This is a genomic window from Idiomarina aquatica (assembly GCF_004362895.1).
Lineage (GTDB): Bacteria > Pseudomonadota > Gammaproteobacteria > Enterobacterales > Alteromonadaceae > Idiomarina.
This window is the reverse complement of sequence record NZ_SNXI01000008.1, coordinates 91054-107440: the sequence shown is the minus strand read 5'-3', so window position 1 is coordinate 107440 and position 16387 is coordinate 91054. Positions and strand designations below refer to the sequence as shown.

The following is a 16387-nucleotide window of genomic DNA, read 5'->3' as shown; positions in this document are numbered from 1 at the left end:
TCGGCAATCCGAACAGTGATTTCGGAAAAAGGCTAAAAGTGATCGGATAAAACCGAAACAGGTGATCGGTTTAAACCGAAATGGGTGATCGGATTGAACCGAAATGAGTGTTCGGATTCATCCGAAACATGCAGGTGTCTTAATTGACGATGTCTCGGACGTGGTGGCCAAAATGCAAGGCTTGAATCGGCAGGGGGTAGAATTCTCCATCGATGACTTTGGTACTGGCTACTCCTCGCTTTCCTATATTAGTCAATTGCCGGTTCACGAGCTAAAAATAGACCAAAGTTTTGTGCAGTCGATTGGTGATCGGAGAGCCGGGGACGGCGTAATTGAAACGGTAATATCTATTGCCAATCATATGAGTATGCGAGTTGTTGCTGAAGGCGTAGAGACTAAAAAGCAGGCAGAGTTCCTATTTAAAACCGATGCCAATGTCGTCATGCAGGGCTTTTACTATGCCCGCCCGGTAGCAGTGACGCAATGGCGGGCATCATTAAAATAGCGTTTATTCTGATAAGCCGAACTTGGCAACGAGCTTGTCAAAATAAGCCAGATTACGTTTGGTGTAATCGCGTTTCTCGGTATAAGCACCCGGATAAAAGTTCTTTTTAAAGCTGTAAGCCACCAAGTCTTTTAAACGGTGCAGTGGGATATCAAAATTATCCACCGCTAACTGGTACTCATTACTGACCGTTGTTCTCGAAACCAGTCGATTATCGGTGCAAATGACCGTCGCTAAACGATTATCCAGCATGTGCTTAAAGTTATGGTTCTTAATATCACCAATGCTCGGATTGGTCTGCATATTCGACGTAAGACACACCTCTACCGCAATCCGCTGGTCAGCAATATAGGATGCTAACTTTTCACCGTAGGCCTTAGGGTCTTTAATTTTTGGGTCTTCTGTCATTTCCGGCGAGAACAATGAATAGCCATGACCCAAGCGGTCCGCATGGCACTGTGTTAACGCTTCAAAAATACTTTCGGCGCCATAAGCTTCACCGGCATGGACGGTTTTTAACAGGAAGTTCTCGTGTGCATATTCATACACGTCTTTGAACTTACTGGCGGGATAGCCAATTTCCTGACCCGCGATATCCAAACCAACAATTGGCAGACCTTCATCATCGCGCATACGCACGCTGGCGCGCACTAACTCCATGGCCGCAGTGCGAATGACCTGCATTGGCTCGAAGTCGCGTAGTTGTTGGAATAGTTGGGTGTAGTAAGGGGAGAAACCTTTTTTACCAAACATACGCATCGCGCAGTTAATAATGCCGTAGTTAAATGGCGGCTTGTCACCATTTTTAACGTCTTCACGCTGATTGTATTCGGTTTTAGCACGTTTCAAGCCGTCGTTGACCACGTGCATAATGGTGTCAAAGGTAACGCCTTTAGACGGATCCATTAACAACTGCGGCGCAAACCGAACCTCGATATAGGTGACCCCTTCGTTTTGGTTATCAATCGCCAGCTCGTAAGAGGCCTGCTCGAGGTTTTCCAGATCCCGCAACACGGCGCAGGTATACTGAAAGCCGTTTAAATATTCACCGAGGTTATTGTAGTGAGACTTGAATACTTGCTCGAATAATCCTTCTTCGGTGTAGCTGGGTAGCTCAACACCAGAGCGCTTGGCCATATCGACAAGGCTGCTGGCGCGCAGGCTACCGTCCAAATGTAAGTGCAAGTCGGCTTTAGGGATGGCTTGGATAAATTCGGCAGGGTATTGCATATCACTGGCTCCTCGGTAAGATTTGCTTTTTACCATGATGACATAAAAACAATAATATGGCTTCCTTGTATTTTACCTACTCGGCAATGAATGCCGGCAAAAGTACCTCGCTGCTGCAAGTGGCGCATAACTACGAAGAACGTGACCAACACGTGCTGTTGATGACGCCCGCGATCGATGATCGAGCGGGCGAGGGGAATATCGCGTCACGGTTGGGGATAAAGCGCAAAGCAGTGAGTTTTAAGAGCCACTGCGACCTTACCGAAAAGGTACTTGCACATCATAAAGCGGCAGCCATCGATTGCGTACTGATTGACGAGGCGCAGTTTTTAACGGAGCAACAAGTGTGGCAGCTGACTACCCTGGCCGACACGCATGATATTCCGGTGATGTGCTATGGAATCAGAACTGATGCTTTTGGCAACGCGTTTCCCGGCAGTGCGGTCTTGTTAGCCGTGGCAGATAAATTGGTCGAAATGAAAACCATCTGTCACTGTGGCCGCAAAGCAACCATGTCACTGCGGGTCGACGAAAATGGCGAGGCGATAAAAATGGGCGCCCAGGTGGCTATTGGTGGTAACGACCGCTATGTGTCCTGTTGCCGCAAACATTGGAAGCAAGCCATGGGCTTACGTTAGCTCAGGAAGTTAGACAGGTTGACAGCGACTCGCGTATAATTTCTGCATTCCGTAGTTTAGCCAAAGGCCACAAAATGCAGCAACTTACCCTTACCCGCCCAGACGACTGGCATCTTCATTTACGTGATGGCGCATTACTAAAAACCACCGTGGCGGCGTCCGCGCAGGTGTTTAATCGCGCCGTGGTGATGCCAAACTTAGTGCCGCCGGTGACTAAGGTAGAAATGGCGCTGGCGTATCGGCAACGTATTCTTGCGGCCATACCAGACGGGTTGAGTTTTCAGCCACTAATGGCGCTTTACCTGACTGCAGAAACAACTGTCGAAGAAATTAAAGCCGCCGCTGAAAACCCGCATGTGATTGGCTTTAAACTCTATCCTTCAGGAGCGACAACTAACTCGGCAGCCGGTGTGAAATCTGTAGAAGCCCTGGCTCCGGTGTTAGAAGCGATGCAGCACGAGCAAGTGCCGCTGCTAGTGCATGGGGAAGTTACTGACCACGATATCGATATATTTGACCGCGAAAAGGTATTTATAGATCGCCACTTAGTGCCGATTACCACCAGATTTCCTCAGCTAAAGCTGGTGCTTGAGCACATTACTACCGGGGACGCAGTCGATTTTGTCATGGCTGCTAACGATAATGTCGCAGCAACCATGACGCCGCAGCACTTATTGATGAATCGTAACGACTTACTGGTTGGCGGCGTGCGCCCACACAACTATTGTCTGCCGATACTTAAACGACGCGAGCACCAACAGCGCCTGCAACAGGCGGCGTTATCGGGTAATGCTAAATTCTTCCTGGGTACTGATTCAGCGCCTCATGTACAAGCGAATAAAGAAACCGCCTGCGGCTGCGCCGGCTGTTACTCAGCGCCCGCTGCACTTGAGTTGTATGCAGAATTCTTTAGCCAGCACGACGCACTGGATAAACTGGAAAACTTTGCCTCGGTATTTGGTGCAGCCTTTTATGGGTTTGAGCGAAATCAAGAAAAGGTCACGTTAGTGCGCGACGAATGGCAACTTCCAGCGACACTGGATACCGCCGATGGAGCTATCGTGCCTTACTATGCAGGTGAAAAACTGCAGTGGCAGATTAAAAAATAGCTGTTGAGTAAAAGTTAAGTTTTACTGAAGAACTATCGTTATCTGTCGATAGTGAGTTTATAGTAAAACTAATTAGACCAGTTGGAACTTACTGCATGAAGCTAATACATAAACTGATCGTCGCTTTTGGCGTTATCGTCGTGGTGCTGGCGGGGCTTATCGGTACTGTGATTTACAGTGTGTCGAATATGGTACAGACCACCCAGCGGGCTGAACACACCTTTACGGTTATCAGCGAAGCGGAAGACCTGGTTAAACACTTTTTAAATATAGAAAGTGGCCAACGGGGTTATGTTATTAGCGGGGCAGAGGAGTTCCAGCAGCCTTACCTTGATGGTAAAGAGGGGGTAGAACGTAATCTTAGATCGTTGCAACAACTCACATCCGATAATCCCGAGCAACAGCAACGTCTTGCTAAGGTCGAAGAAGTTTACCAACAATGGTTAGTTGAAGCTATTGATCCGCCCATCGATATTCGTACGCAATATGGGCCAGGAGCTATGGGGCTTGACCAAGCAGCATACCTGGTTAAGCAGGGGCGAGGAAAAGAAGGCATGGATCAACTGCGCCAATTAATGGATGCGTTTATTGCTGAGGAACAAGATTTATTAGTTCAACGAAGTCAAGCGGCCGATACCGCTGCCACTTTAGTGTATAGCATCGTGATAATCGGCGGGTTAATTGTAGCCTTAGTAGCTGTTGGCGCCGCCTTGTTGTTCCGCCGTCAGTTGGCTGGTCGCATAGACGAAGCCATGCGTGTCGCCACCGCCATTGCCGACGGTAACCTCAATGTTAACGTTGATGATGAAGGCCGCGACGAAATTGCCGAGCTGTTGTCAGCAATGGCAACGATGCAAACACAGTTGCGTGCCATGATGGGAGAAATAAGAACCGCTTCCACTGAGCTCGATACCGCAAGCCAGTCGGTGGCAAGCACCGCGGAGCAGCTGTCTGCCTCATCTAACGAGCAGACAAACGCGTCCGAGACCATTGCGACCTCGATACAAGAACTCAGTACCAGCATTAATCACGTGTCAGAAAATGCGGCTGAAGCGCGTGAAATATCGGAAAGTTCCAGTCAAAATGCACAGCAAAGTGCGGCAGTTATCGAGCAAATGATCAGTTCCATTAACCGTATTAGCGATGCAGCCAAACAGACCTCTCAGCAGCTGGTTGAACTGGAACAACAGTCGGAACAAATAACCTCAATTGTTAACGTCATTAAGTCTATTGCTGACCAAACTAATCTATTGGCGCTAAATGCGGCGATAGAGGCAGCGCGTGCCGGCGAGCAAGGGCGTGGCTTTTCGGTGGTCGCGGACGAAGTGCGAAGCCTGGCGCAACGTACCAGCGAGTCGACCGATGAAATCGAGGCGATGGTGGCTAAGATTCAAAGCGGTACTCAGGCCAGCGTTAAACAAATGGAACGCGGTGCCAGTGAGGTCGAGGAAGGGGTTGAGCTCGCCTCCATGACCGGTCAGGCAATCACCGAAATTCGCGAAAGCTTTGACCGCGTGTTGCAAGTCGTGCAGGACATTAGCGACGCGTTAGGCGAGCAAAATGCGGCTAGTGATGAGGTTGCGCGCAATGTTGAGCGATTCTCTGACATGGCTGACCAAAATAAAGAAGCAACACAGCATACCAGCGCCACAGCACATCAGCTGCAAACCCTGGCGAGCAAGCTGGGCAAGGCAGTGAGCCAGTTTAAGTTTTAATTAAAGTCGATAAATGTGAAAGGCCACCCAGGCGGTTATTACGATGTTCATAATCGCTCTAAATTTCTGTTATTTTTTGTTCACTTAGCGAGTGCATGTCTGGTATTATCTTTGAACAACAACTATAAAAAGGGTGATTTGTGCTAATCGGAGCGTCAAAAGCGCGTTCTGGTAATTACCGGATAATCTTACAATTAGGCAAGAAAGAGCTGCGACTTCTGGTGTTGCGGCATAGACAGGCTGACCTACCCGAAGTCGTTGTTAACGACTCCTCAGAAGTATCGCAAACCAATACAAGTGAGATCCTTGAACATTTTAACCAAAGTTATGACAAGCTGGGCCTAAAGCACGCCCCCGTCACTTTAGTGTTAGGGCTTGGCTATTACCAAACAATTGCTGTCGACCGTCCGGATGTACCTGAGCAGGATATCGCCGCGAGTTTAGCGTTTCAGCTTGGTGACCTAACCGATTTGGCTCCCGAGAATATGGTCACCGATTACTATGAATTAGCCTATCAACCATCCGGTCAAAATAAAGTGATGGCTGTGGCTGGTAATAAACAAGAATTGAGCGACTGGGTGCAAGCGATAGTAGACGCTGGCTGGGAGCCAGAGATAATCACGATCAGCGAGTTAGAGCTGCGTAAATTGCACCCGCACAGTGCTCGTGCCCGCTTATGTGTTTACCCACTAGAACGAGGCTACTTGGTCCAAATTTATCATCAAGGCAAACTCTGTTTTAGCCGAGCGCTAAGCGGGCAAGCGGCAATTACGGATTATAGTAAAGAGGAAATCGAACTTGGCGCATTGGAGCCGCTAGCTACAGAATTACAACGCTCGATGGACTACTACGAGAGTCAGCTGCGGCAGGCGCCGGTTAAAGAGATTATGGTGGCGATCAGCCATGCCCAGCTTGATAGCGTCTGTGGGGCGTTAAGCGACTTGTTAGCTGTTTCGGTTGAGCGTTTTAACTATGAAGACTGGATGAACGAATTGTGCGAAGGCGATTTCTCTGACTTGGCAGCTTTTGCGGCGGCCAAACAAGAACCCAGCACAGCAGACGAAGCTGGTGCAGACAAGGAGCAGGACGCGTGAAGCAATCGGTTAACCTGTTACGAGATGACTTAAAACCCGTAATTCAGCGCTTAACACTGAACCGCGCAGCAGTTAGTGTTGCATTGGTGTTGTTTTTAGTCGTCGCTACGATGGGTTATGCGCAATGGTTAGAACAAAAAAGTGACAACCAATTGACGCAGGCGCAGCAAACGCTTCAGCAACACACTCAACGAACTGAGCAATTACAGCAACAATTGAAGCAACGTCAACCAAGCCAACAGCTGATTGAGCAGGATTTAGCGCTTGATAAAAAAATTGCTGCACAGCAACGCTTAAACCAACAATTATCAGATCGACAAACGACACATAACAGCGCGCCTGATCAGTTGATGCAAGCGCTTTATCAAGTTGATATCGAGGGTTTATGGCTAACGGAATTTAGTATGGGTCGGCAGGGCATATCGCTTACCGGTAAAACGATTGAAGCTAATTTACTCCCTCGCTGGATGCAGCGGTTTCGGCATGTACCATTGTTAGCGCAAAGTCGTTTTGCGGTGGTTGACCTGGATAGAAATGAGCAAAACCAGCAGACTTTTTCTTTAAGTAATAATCCGTTAAGTGATAGTTCGTTAAATGATAGTGCAGGAAGTAATAGCAGCAATAGCGGGGAAACACCGTGATCGAGCGGCTTCAGCAACAATGGCAGCAACTGCAGCAACGCTTTAGCGAGCAACCGCGCGAGCGGCGATTTTTGATTACTATCGCTGTATGGGTACTCGTCACATTGCCTTTGCTGAGCTATCAAATAATGCCTGCGTTGGAGCAACACCAGCAGCAACAGCAGCAATTGACGCAAGTTGAACAGCAAACGACGCAGCAGCAACAATTACAGTCTGAGTTAACGCAACAGTTGCAGGAGGATGTGAACCAACCCCTGACGCAAAAAATTTCTCGTAAGCAACAGCGTTTACAAGAAATTGAAGCCAAAACCGAACGATTTACGTTATTGGATAAAGCTGAGCGGCGAGAGTTTTTGGGCAATGCATTGAACTATCCTGACAGCATATCGTTAGTGAGTCTTAACTCAGAGTCACCCGTTGCAATGGGCGAAGAACAAGATTATGCCAGCTTATATCAGCATCAAGTCAATGCGACATACCGCGGCAACTACACTGAACTACAACAGTTTTTGACACAATTGCGGCAACAGCATCCCAACGTGCAATGGCATCAGTTTAATTACCGCGTTGTAGAATATCCACAAGCCGAAGTGATACTAAATTGGCGGCTGCTGAGTACTGATAGGGAGATAATCGGTGGTTAGTTTTAGATTGCTTATTGTTGCGCTGTTAATAACGCTAGTCTTCGCTTCGATAAACACGGCAGTAGCCGGCGATCCAACACGCCCTTATGAATGGCGTAGCGGTGTTGTTGAGCGTGATGAAAACAGCCTAGTAGAAACATTGCAATTAAATCAAATTATCGCTTTTACTAACCGGCGCTACGCGATCATTAATGGGCAACGATACCAACAGGATGACCTGATAAACGGCTATCGGATTACTGCAATACAAAGCCAGCGAGTGCGACTGCAAAACGGGCAAAAGGAAATAGAATTAACGATGTTTACACCGTCAATAAAGCGTAGCAGCGCTGAAGTAGGGGACAACCAATGAATCGATTGGTGATAATGGCGCTCAGCACCATATTGTTAAGCCTGTTAACGGCCTGTGCGTATCACCCTAACCACCAACCGCAGGCTGTTTATGATGCGCTTGAATCGGATAGGCAGGAAGCGGCTGAAAAACAACCTAATAGTGATGTGCCTGCTGATGTGGCAGACTATTTATCCCAGCCGCTGCAAGCAGCCGGTGGGAAAACAAGCGACCTTGTCCGGGAGCAACGCTTCGTGTTGCAGGCAAAGGCGTTAGATGCCCGCGAGTTTTTCTACAGTCTGACAATAGATACGCCGTATAACATCATTGTCCACCCTGATGTTAAGGGCGAGATATCGCTTGATTTGAAGGATGTAACCATTGCCGAAACCCTGGCGGTGATAGAGGACACCTACGGTTACGAAATAAAACAAACGGGGCGTATGATTCAGGTATTCCCAAGTGGCGTTAGGACCAAAACCTTCTCGTTGGATTATTTATCGTTAAAACGCTTTGGTATGTCGCAAACGCAGATTTCGAGCGGTGGCGTGAGCCAAAATGATAATGGCAACAACGGCAGTAATAATTTTAACAACAGTAGTAATAGCAATAACTTCAATAATCCTGGCCTTTTAGGTGGTTCAGGCAGCAGTAATTCGGGGAATCTTAATAATCAGTCTATGCAAGGTGGCAACGGGGCTAGCGTTAGTTCTCAGTCAGAAACCGATCTCTGGGGTGAGTTGCAAGATATGCTGGAAAAGGTTGCAGGCGGAGGAACCGTCGTAATGTCGCCGCAAGCAGGCATTGTCAGTGTTACTGCGCAGCCATCAAAACTTCGTGCGGTGGGTGAATTCTTAGCGACTTTGCAGACCCGCTTGCAACGTCAGGTTATTCTCGAGGCTAGGATTGTGGAGGTGACATTAGCCGATGGTTTTGAACAGGGCATTCAATGGAGCAAACTGGATCAATACGCAGACGGCCTGGGTAACGGTTTTGACATTAACCTGAATGGTTCAACGCCAACGGACCTAGCAGCCGCGACTTCGAACGGCTTGTTCGGGCTGCGCTTTAACGATAACAACTTTTCGAGCTTTTTGAGCTTGTTGCAAACCCAAGGTTCTGTTCAGGTGCTGTCCAACCCCAGGGTCAGTGCATCAAACAACCAAAAGGCAGTGATAAAAATCGGTGAGGATGAATACTATGTTACCGACGTCCAGTCACAAACAAACACGTCCGGGCTTAACGATGCCTTGACCAGTTCGGATGTCGAATTAACGCCGTTTTTTTCGGGTATTTCGCTAGATGTGACGCCGCAAATTAGTGATGACGACGTGGTGACATTGCATGTGCACCCGTCGGTAGTGGAAACGGCTGAGCAAGAAAAAGTCATTGAAATTGGTAACGAGACTCTACGCCTGCCGCTAGCACGCAGCAATATTCGCGAAAGTGATACCATCGTTCGTGCGCGCAACGGCGAAATTGTGGTGTTGGGTGGATTGATGCAAACGTCTACCACCGAAGATATTGAGCAAGTCCCGCTGATGGGTGATTTGCCGCTAATCGGTAATTTGTTTAAAAACCGGGTTAATCGGACCGAAAAAAAGGAGTTAGTGATTTTAATTAAACCCACCGTTATTGGTGTGGATACCTGGCGCGAGGAGTTACAGCGCTCGCAAGACTTATTAAAAACCTGGTTCCCGGACCTGGCTAATTAACGTGAACGGGTAATAGTTTTTATGTACTTGTATCACTACGGTCTGCAGCAACTGCCGTTCACAATTACGCCTAACACGCAGTTTTATTGTGATTTGAAAAGCCATCAGCAAGCAGCGAAGGTGGTGTTGACGGCGTTAAAAACCGGCGAAGGCTTTATTAAAGTTACTGGTGAAGTGGGCACGGGTAAGACGCTGCTGTGCCGACGGTTATTAAATGATATTCCCGACTTCTTCAAAACCGCGTATGTACCCGATTCCTATTTAAATCCCGAGGAGCTGCGTCGCGCCATAGCGCAGGAGCTTGAGGTTGATACCCAGTCCATCGAAGGGCAGCATCAATTAGCGCGGGCACTGCAACAACGACTGCTCGATATTAATCAAGCCGGGCATGCTGTGGTGTTACTAATTGATGAGGCACAAGCACTGCCGGAAGAGAGTTTAGAGGCCGTGCGGTTACTTTCTAATTTAGAAACGCAATCACGCAAGTTACTGCATATTGTGTTAGTAGGTCAGCCGGAACTGGATGAACGCTTAAAACAGCATCATTTTCGACAGCTTCGCCAACGTATTAGTTTTTCTTATCAGTTAACCGCAATGAACGCGCAAGAAACTGCGCAGTATATCGGCCACCGTATGAGTGTTGCGGGCTACAATGGCGCACCAATTTTTCCCGCGAAGGTGGTTACTGCTATTTATGAGTGCAGCCGGGGTATTCCGCGTTTGGTGAATATGTTGTGCCACAAAATGCTGTTGCTTGCTTACGGCGAGGGACGCCATCAGTTAACACTAAATCATGTGCGACTGGCCGCTGAGGATACCGATGATGTCACCTATCGTAGTCGTGCTAAACGCCTGGTCTTGTGGAGTATATTTTTGCTGCTGGGCTTAAGCATTGCCGCGGGCGCGCTATTTAGCGATTATTTGCCGTGGGAGGCCTTGTCGTGAGTCTTATCAATAAAGTATTGAATGACTTAGACCAGCGCAATCCGACCGCGTCCCGTGGTAATGGCTCGGCTGTTGTCGCGCCGCCGCGTTTTGCATGGCTGCGTTGGGTTGGCCTTGTTTTGGTTGTCATACTTGTCGGTGTATTGGCGTGGTGGTTGTTACAGAGTGACTCGGCACCTAACGGACCGGCCGAACAGGCGGTAGCAGAAGAGCATGTAATCGAAAAAGAACCTTCAGTCGACAAAGAGCCCTCAGTTGGGAAAGAGCCCTTAGCGGAACAAGAGCCGTCAGCTCAAAAAGAGCCTTCAGCGGGGGAAAAGCCTGCAACGGGAAAAGACTCCATACCGCAAACTGTAGCAACGAAACAGCCAGAAATACCAGCCAGGCAGCCCGCGACTACCGAAGAAAAACCACGCGGTAGCTTTACCAAACAAAGTGTAGAGCTGTCTAATGCCGAACTTGCCGAGCGCGCATGGCAAAAAGCCAAGCAGGCACAGCAGCAAGGGCTCTTTAGCGACGCCGCTGAACATTATCAGGCGGCATTAAATGCGCAGTCTCAACAACATGATATCCGCAAAGAATGGGCAGCGTTAGAGTTTGGTCGCGGTCAGGCAACGCAGGCCTTAGCGATATTGCGCGAGGGGCTGGCGCAATACCCCAACGCACATTCATTGCGTTTACTGGCAGCGTCTATGTTAGAAAAGCAAGCGCAGCCAAACCTGGCATTAAAATTATTACAACAAGCGATACCGGATGCGTCACAACTGCCGCAATACTATCAGTTACAGGCCAGCTTAGCTCAGCAGCAGGGACAAATAACGGCAATGCGCGACAGCTACCAGGCGCTGGTCGATGCGCAACCCGATAACGGTCGCTGGTATTTGGGCTTAGCACTGGCGCTACGCGAGCAGCAACCTAAGCAAGCACTTACTGCTTTTGAGCAAGCTGCAATCCGCATCGAGCATACACCGACACTTAACTTTATTGCCGAGCAAATCAAATTAATAAGGAATCAACATGCAACGTCCACGCCTTAAAATGCGCCTGGGTGACTTGTTGGTTCACGAACAGGTCATCAGCGAAAAACAACTTGAATCAGCACTAAAAGAACAGCGTCAGTCCGGTCGTAAGTTAGGTGCAACACTTATTGAGCTTGGCTACATAAGTGAACAACAGCTGACCGAATTTCTGGCTCAGCAGCTGAAGATCCCCATGGTCTCGTTGAGTGATAAAAAAATCCCTCAAACGACAGTTAATTTGTTGTCTGAAGTACAAGCGCGACGTCACAGAGCGTTGGTGTATGAAGCCAATGACAACGAAGCTAAAGTTGCCATGAGCGACCCGGCTGACTTGTCAGCTATTGACGCTATTAATCAACAACTGGCGTCGCGCGATGTCAATATCGCGGTCGTTGCCGAAGCAGATTTACTACAAGCATTCGATAGTCTGTATCGACGGACCAAGGACATCGAAACCTTCGCCAGCCAGTTGCAGGATGAATATGACGATACAGCGGAGTTTGAACTCGGTGCGCTAAGCCTTGATGAAGAAGGCGAAGATGCTACCGTTGCTAAACTTCTCCAGTCGATTTTCGAGGATGCGGTGCAAGTCCGGGCATCGGATATTCATATAGAGCCTGACGAAAATATGTTGCGCATTCGCCAACGTGTTGATGGTATTTTGCACGAAAACATTTTAGATGAAACCAATATCGCCAGTGCCTTGGTCCTGCGCTTAAAACTGATGTCGGGTATGGACATCTCTGAACGTCGACTGCCGCAAGATGGCCGCTTTAATATCAAGATAAAAAAGAAAAACATTGATGTGCGGGTGTCGACCATGCCGGTGCAGTATGGTGAGTCTTGCGTCATGCGTCTGCTGGATCAGACCAGCGGCATTTTGTCGTTAGATAAAACCGGGATGCCCGATGATATTTTAAAACGAGTACGCGCGCTGATTAACCGCCCGCATGGCATGTTGCTGGTTACCGGCCCAACCGGCTCCGGTAAAACGACAACCTTGTATGGTGCACTGAGCGAACTCAATACCGAAAGCAAAAAAGTGATCACGGTCGAGGACCCGGTGGAATACCGTTTACCCCGTATTTCGCAAGTGCAGACCAGTGCCAAGATTGGCCTCGACTTTGCCCGGGTTCTACGGACTACCTTGCGTCAGGATCCTGACATTATCATGGTCGGTGAGATGCGTGACCACGAGACCGTCGAGATCGGCTTGCGAGGCGCAATTACCGGTCACTTAGTCTTATCGACACTTCACACCAATGATGCTATCACCAGTGCCATGCGTTTAATTGATATGGGCGCACCCTCGTATTTGGTCGCTGCTGCGTTGCGCGGTATTATCGCTCAGCGGTTGGTTCGCCGGACCTGTGAGCGTTGTGCTACGGATACACCGCTAGAGCCCGATCACGAAAGCCTACTAGAGCACTTACAAAAAGGCAGTTCGCAGCATAACTACAAAAAAGGGAAAGGCTGCCAGCACTGCAACCACACCGGTTACAAAGGCCGTATTGGTGTGTTTGAGTTACTAGAGATGAATCGTGCAATGATGGATGCGTTGCGCATGAACGATACACAACGCTTTGCTGAGGCAGCCAACGAATCAGCTGGTTTCCGCTCTATGGCGCTGGTGGCGCTGGACTATGCTAAACAGGGTATCACTACGGTTGAAGAAGTGCTGTTCCTGGCAGAGAGTGTTGAGGATAATGTCACCCAGGTAGCAGAAGCGGGTGACGTTGATGATGACGTTAACGACAATGCGGGCACCGACAGCCCGGAGGTTGACGGCTGATATGAAATTCACTTACCAGGCCCGCGACAAACAAGGCCAGTTAAAAAGGGGTAGCGTCGAAGCGAACGATACCCGCGCAGCGGCGCAGGCGATCATGGCGCAGGGATTAACGCCGGTTCAGGTTAATGCGGGCGGGGCCGGAGCTAAAACAAAAACGCCACGCCCAGGGTCAGCGAAAGAGACCAACAATAACTGGGTCAGTATTCTGCGTGAACAGCTGGAGCCCAATGTTGACCTTGATCAGCTAATTATTTTTTGTCGGCAAATGTACTCGTTAACCAACGCCGGCATCCCAATTTTACGCGCAATTGATGGTTTAGCTGACAGCACCCAAAACAAGCGTATGCAAAAAGCGCTGAAAGACGTGTATAGCCAGTTGGAGCGTGGTCGCACCCTGTCAGCGGGTCTGGCGCAACATAAGAAGATTTTTCCTAAACTGGTGGTGGCAATCGTGCATGTTGGCGAAAACACCGGGCAATTAGAAGAGTCGTTTGAACAGCTGGCGCTTTATTTAGAAAACGAACAGGACACCCGTAAACGCATAAAAGCCGCGACCCGTTATCCTAGTTTTGTCTTAATTGCTCTGGCCATCGCGATGTTTGTGCTGAATATATTTGTGATACCCACATTTGCCGATATGTTTAGTCGTTTTAACGTGGAATTGCCCTGGGCTACAAGGGCACTGCTTGGTACCTCTGATTTTTTCGTTAACTATTGGCCGTTAATGCTCATTGCCATTGTTGGCGGCTTTTTTGGCTTGCGCTACTATGTGAGTCAGCCCTCGGGTCGATTGATTTGGGATAGCTTAAAACTCAAAGTCCCGGTTATTGGCAGTATTTTGGAACGTTCCATGCTAGCGCGGTTTTCGCGTAGCTTTTCAGTGATGTTGGGCGCCGGTGTGCCGCTCACGCAGGCGTTGTCATTGGTCGCTGAGGCGGTGGATAACGCTTGGATGGAAAAGAAAATTTTGGATATTCGCCGCAGTATTGAGCGGGGCGACAATTTGTCGCGGGCAGCAAGGTATTCAAAACTCTTTACACCGCTGGTAATGCAGATGATTGTAGTAGGAGAAGAAACCGGCCGCATCGATACCTTGTTAAGGGAGGTCGCGGAATACTATGAACGTGAAACCGATTACGATCTTAAAACCCTCACAGCACGTATTGAGCCGGCAATGATTGCTGTCGTTGCGGTGATGGTACTGATTTTGGCGTTAGGTATTTTCACCCCAATGTGGGACATGATGAGTGCCTACCAGGGGGGCTGATGAGCGCCGAAGAGCAGTCTCGTTCGCGGTTATTACGCTGGCTACAAAATATCGTGGTGGTGGTGATTATCGGTTTATTGGCGATGAAACTGTTAGAGCTGGGTATTTTTAGTGACCGTTGGGGTTGGCAACAGGCTGAACGCGAGGTGCTAGTTAAGCGTTTTAACGAAAACCTGATGTTGGCGCGAACGGAATGGTTAAGGCGGGGGAAACCCGGGCAAGTGACATTACAAACTCAACAGCAAAGCTATCAGTTAGAGATGAACGATAGCGGCTGGCCCAGTGTGAAAAATGGTTGTGAACCGCTATGGCAAATGTTAGCAGGTGGGCGAAAGCCGTTGGCGACAACATCGCAACCAGGACGGTGCGATTATGAACTGGCTAACAGTGAAACTGAAAGCACCGTTAAGCTGTCGTACCATGCAGGGCAAGGCCGTTTACAAGAATCGTTAAGCGATTAAATTTTGTGCAGAGTTTTTAGCGCAACGGGTATGAAACGTAAACATAACGTTATAAAATAGATCTAGTAATAATAAGGAATTAGGTCATGACGACGGCAAAGCAACAAACCGGTTTTACCATCATCGAACTGATTATTGTGGTGGTGATTTTAGGCCTATTGGCCGCCTCAGCCCTGCCGCGTTTTACTGACGTGACAGCGGATGCCGAAGACTCTGCTATCGAAGGCGTCGCGGGCGGCTTTGCCAGTGCCGTGGGCATTGCCCGTGGCGAGTGGGAGTTACGCGGCCGCCCAAGGGGTTCCGGTAGCGAAGGTGCAGGCGCACAGGTCGAGCTGGACTCCTTGCCGGTTTACGTGGATGGCAACACCGGTTACCCGGTAACCGCCCGTGGCGATGACAGCATCCACGACGGCAATTTAACCGGCGCCGACTGTGTCAGCCTGATGCAGGGTATACTGCAAGGCTCACCCACGGTAACCGATGATTATACGAGCTTAGGTGAAAACCGATATTTCACCTACGCCACCCCGAATCCAGAAGCAAGTATGGATAATCAGTTGTGTGTTTACTACTTGGCGAACACCATCAAAAATTTGGCCGCAGAACCGGCGGGTGAGGACTACCGCACCACCGGCAATGCATTTGTTTACAACCCCAGAAATGGTGGTGTCACCGTGTTCAGTAACAACAGTAACTGATATCGTGGCCCGCAAATTTAGTTATTTTAAATCAACAAGAGAGAGTGCAATTATGCGTAATCAAAAAGGTTTCACCCTAATCGAACTGATCATCGTGATCGTCGTATTAGGTATTTTGGCGGTCACAGCAGCGCCGCAGTTTATTAACTTCTCAAATGATGCGCGAGCTAGCACCGTTAAAGGCTTAAAAGGGGCATTACAAGGCGCCTATCAAAATATTTATGCAAAAGCCTCCATCGAAGGAGAGCTAGGAGCTGATGGAGAAGTCAATACAATTGAAACTAATTATGGTTTTCCTAAGGCGTCAGAAGCGGGCATAATTGATGCCGCGACCTTAGATGCATATGACATGACGGGTACAATTGATGAAAGCGCTGATTGGGCATTTATCATTGGTAGTTCAGGTGGAGTTCCAAGGATTTTTATTTCTCCAGCCGATTTCATAGGAGGTTTGGATACTACTCCAGCATCTGGAGCTGATGCGTCTGCAACAAACTGTTATGCATCTTACACACAGGTGAATACAGCTGATGGCCAGCCATCTATTGATGTAGTAACTACCGGCTGCTAATGCGATAAAGTT

The 16387-nt window shown here is 48.7% G+C and carries 17 protein-coding genes; 16 read left to right on the top strand and 1 reads right to left on the bottom strand.

The window, feature by feature from the left end; all coding sequences use genetic code 11:
* The first annotated feature begins 103 nt into the window (after positions 1–103).
* Positions 104–505, top strand: coding sequence for an EAL domain-containing protein (locus DEU29_RS07910; protein WP_133539822.1), 402 nt, complete (start codon positions 104–106; stop codon positions 503–505).
* Between the two features lie 3 nt (positions 506–508).
* On the opposite strand, the gene DEU29_RS07905 is transcribed toward DEU29_RS07910, so the two are convergent.
* Entirely contained in the window at positions 509–1735 is a 1227-nt protein-coding gene (locus DEU29_RS07905; protein ID WP_133539821.1) for an adenosine deaminase family protein, read from the bottom strand.
* Positions 1736–1791: 56 nt separating this feature from the next.
* Here DEU29_RS07905 and DEU29_RS07900 point away from each other — a divergent pair, with 56 nt between their 5' ends.
* From DEU29_RS07900 to DEU29_RS14190, 15 genes are all read left to right on the top strand, one after another.
* Positions 1792–2373, top strand: coding sequence for a thymidine kinase (locus DEU29_RS07900; RefSeq protein ID WP_133539820.1), 582 nt, complete (start codon positions 1792–1794; stop codon positions 2371–2373).
* 74 nt (positions 2374–2447) lie between these two features.
* Positions 2448–3482: a dihydroorotase gene (pyrC, locus tag DEU29_RS07895; RefSeq protein WP_133539819.1), complete on the top strand. Its 1035-nt coding sequence runs from the start codon at positions 2448–2450 to the stop codon at positions 3480–3482.
* Positions 3483–3577: 95 nt separating this feature from the next.
* A complete protein-coding gene (locus DEU29_RS07890; protein ID WP_133539818.1) occupies positions 3578–5197 on the top strand; it encodes a methyl-accepting chemotaxis protein in 1620 nt (539 codons plus the stop codon).
* A 140-nt stretch (positions 5198–5337) separates the two neighbouring features.
* On the top strand, positions 5338–6291 hold the full coding sequence (gene pilM, locus DEU29_RS07885; RefSeq protein WP_133539817.1) for a type IV pilus biogenesis protein PilM: 954 nt from the start codon (positions 5338–5340) through the stop codon (positions 6289–6291).
* Positions 6288–6932 (top strand): PilN domain-containing protein, encoded by a 645-nt coding sequence (locus tag DEU29_RS07880; RefSeq protein ID WP_133539816.1) that lies wholly within the window; start codon positions 6288–6290, stop codon positions 6930–6932. The genes pilM and DEU29_RS07880 overlap by 4 nt, the downstream gene beginning before the upstream one ends.
* On the top strand, positions 6929–7576 hold the full coding sequence (locus tag DEU29_RS07875) for a hypothetical protein (RefSeq protein WP_133539815.1): 648 nt from the start codon (positions 6929–6931) through the stop codon (positions 7574–7576). The genes DEU29_RS07880 and DEU29_RS07875 overlap by 4 nt, the downstream gene beginning before the upstream one ends.
* A complete protein-coding gene (locus tag DEU29_RS07870) occupies positions 7569–7928 on the top strand; it encodes a hypothetical protein (protein ID WP_133539814.1) in 360 nt (119 codons plus the stop codon). Before DEU29_RS07875 ends, DEU29_RS07870 begins: the two co-directional genes overlap by 8 nt.
* Positions 7925–9622: a pilus (MSHA type) biogenesis protein MshL gene (gene mshL / locus DEU29_RS07865; RefSeq protein WP_133539813.1), complete on the top strand. Its 1698-nt coding sequence runs from the start codon at positions 7925–7927 to the stop codon at positions 9620–9622. The genes DEU29_RS07870 and mshL overlap by 4 nt, the downstream gene beginning before the upstream one ends.
* Positions 9623–9643: 21 nt before the next feature.
* The gene (locus DEU29_RS07860; protein WP_133539812.1) at positions 9644–10567 is read left to right on the top strand and encodes an ExeA family protein; all 924 of its coding nucleotides are present in this window, start codon (positions 9644–9646) and stop codon (positions 10565–10567) included.
* Positions 10564–11604, top strand: a complete 1041-nt coding sequence (locus DEU29_RS07855) for a tetratricopeptide repeat protein (protein WP_133539811.1) — start codon at positions 10564–10566, stop codon at positions 11602–11604. The genes DEU29_RS07860 and DEU29_RS07855 overlap by 4 nt, the downstream gene beginning before the upstream one ends.
* On the top strand, positions 11585–13378 hold the full coding sequence (locus tag DEU29_RS07850; RefSeq protein WP_133539810.1) for a GspE/PulE family protein: 1794 nt from the start codon (positions 11585–11587) through the stop codon (positions 13376–13378). Before DEU29_RS07855 ends, DEU29_RS07850 begins: the two co-directional genes overlap by 20 nt.
* Positions 13326–14645, top strand: a complete 1320-nt coding sequence (locus tag DEU29_RS07845; RefSeq protein ID WP_432206878.1) for a type II secretion system F family protein — start codon at positions 13326–13328, stop codon at positions 14643–14645. Before DEU29_RS07850 ends, DEU29_RS07845 begins: the two co-directional genes overlap by 53 nt.
* Entirely contained in the window at positions 14645–15106 is a 462-nt protein-coding gene (locus tag DEU29_RS07840) for a Type II secretory pathway component (RefSeq protein WP_133539809.1), read from the top strand. The genes DEU29_RS07845 and DEU29_RS07840 overlap by 1 nt, the downstream gene beginning before the upstream one ends.
* A gap of 86 nt (positions 15107–15192) precedes the next feature.
* Positions 15193–15804, top strand: a complete 612-nt coding sequence (locus tag DEU29_RS07835; RefSeq protein ID WP_133539808.1) for a prepilin-type N-terminal cleavage/methylation domain-containing protein — start codon at positions 15193–15195, stop codon at positions 15802–15804.
* Positions 15805–15856: 52 nt separating this feature from the next.
* The gene (locus DEU29_RS14190; protein WP_133539807.1) at positions 15857–16375 is read left to right on the top strand and encodes a type II secretion system protein; all 519 of its coding nucleotides are present in this window, start codon (positions 15857–15859) and stop codon (positions 16373–16375) included.
* Positions 16376–16387: the final 12 nt, after the last annotated feature.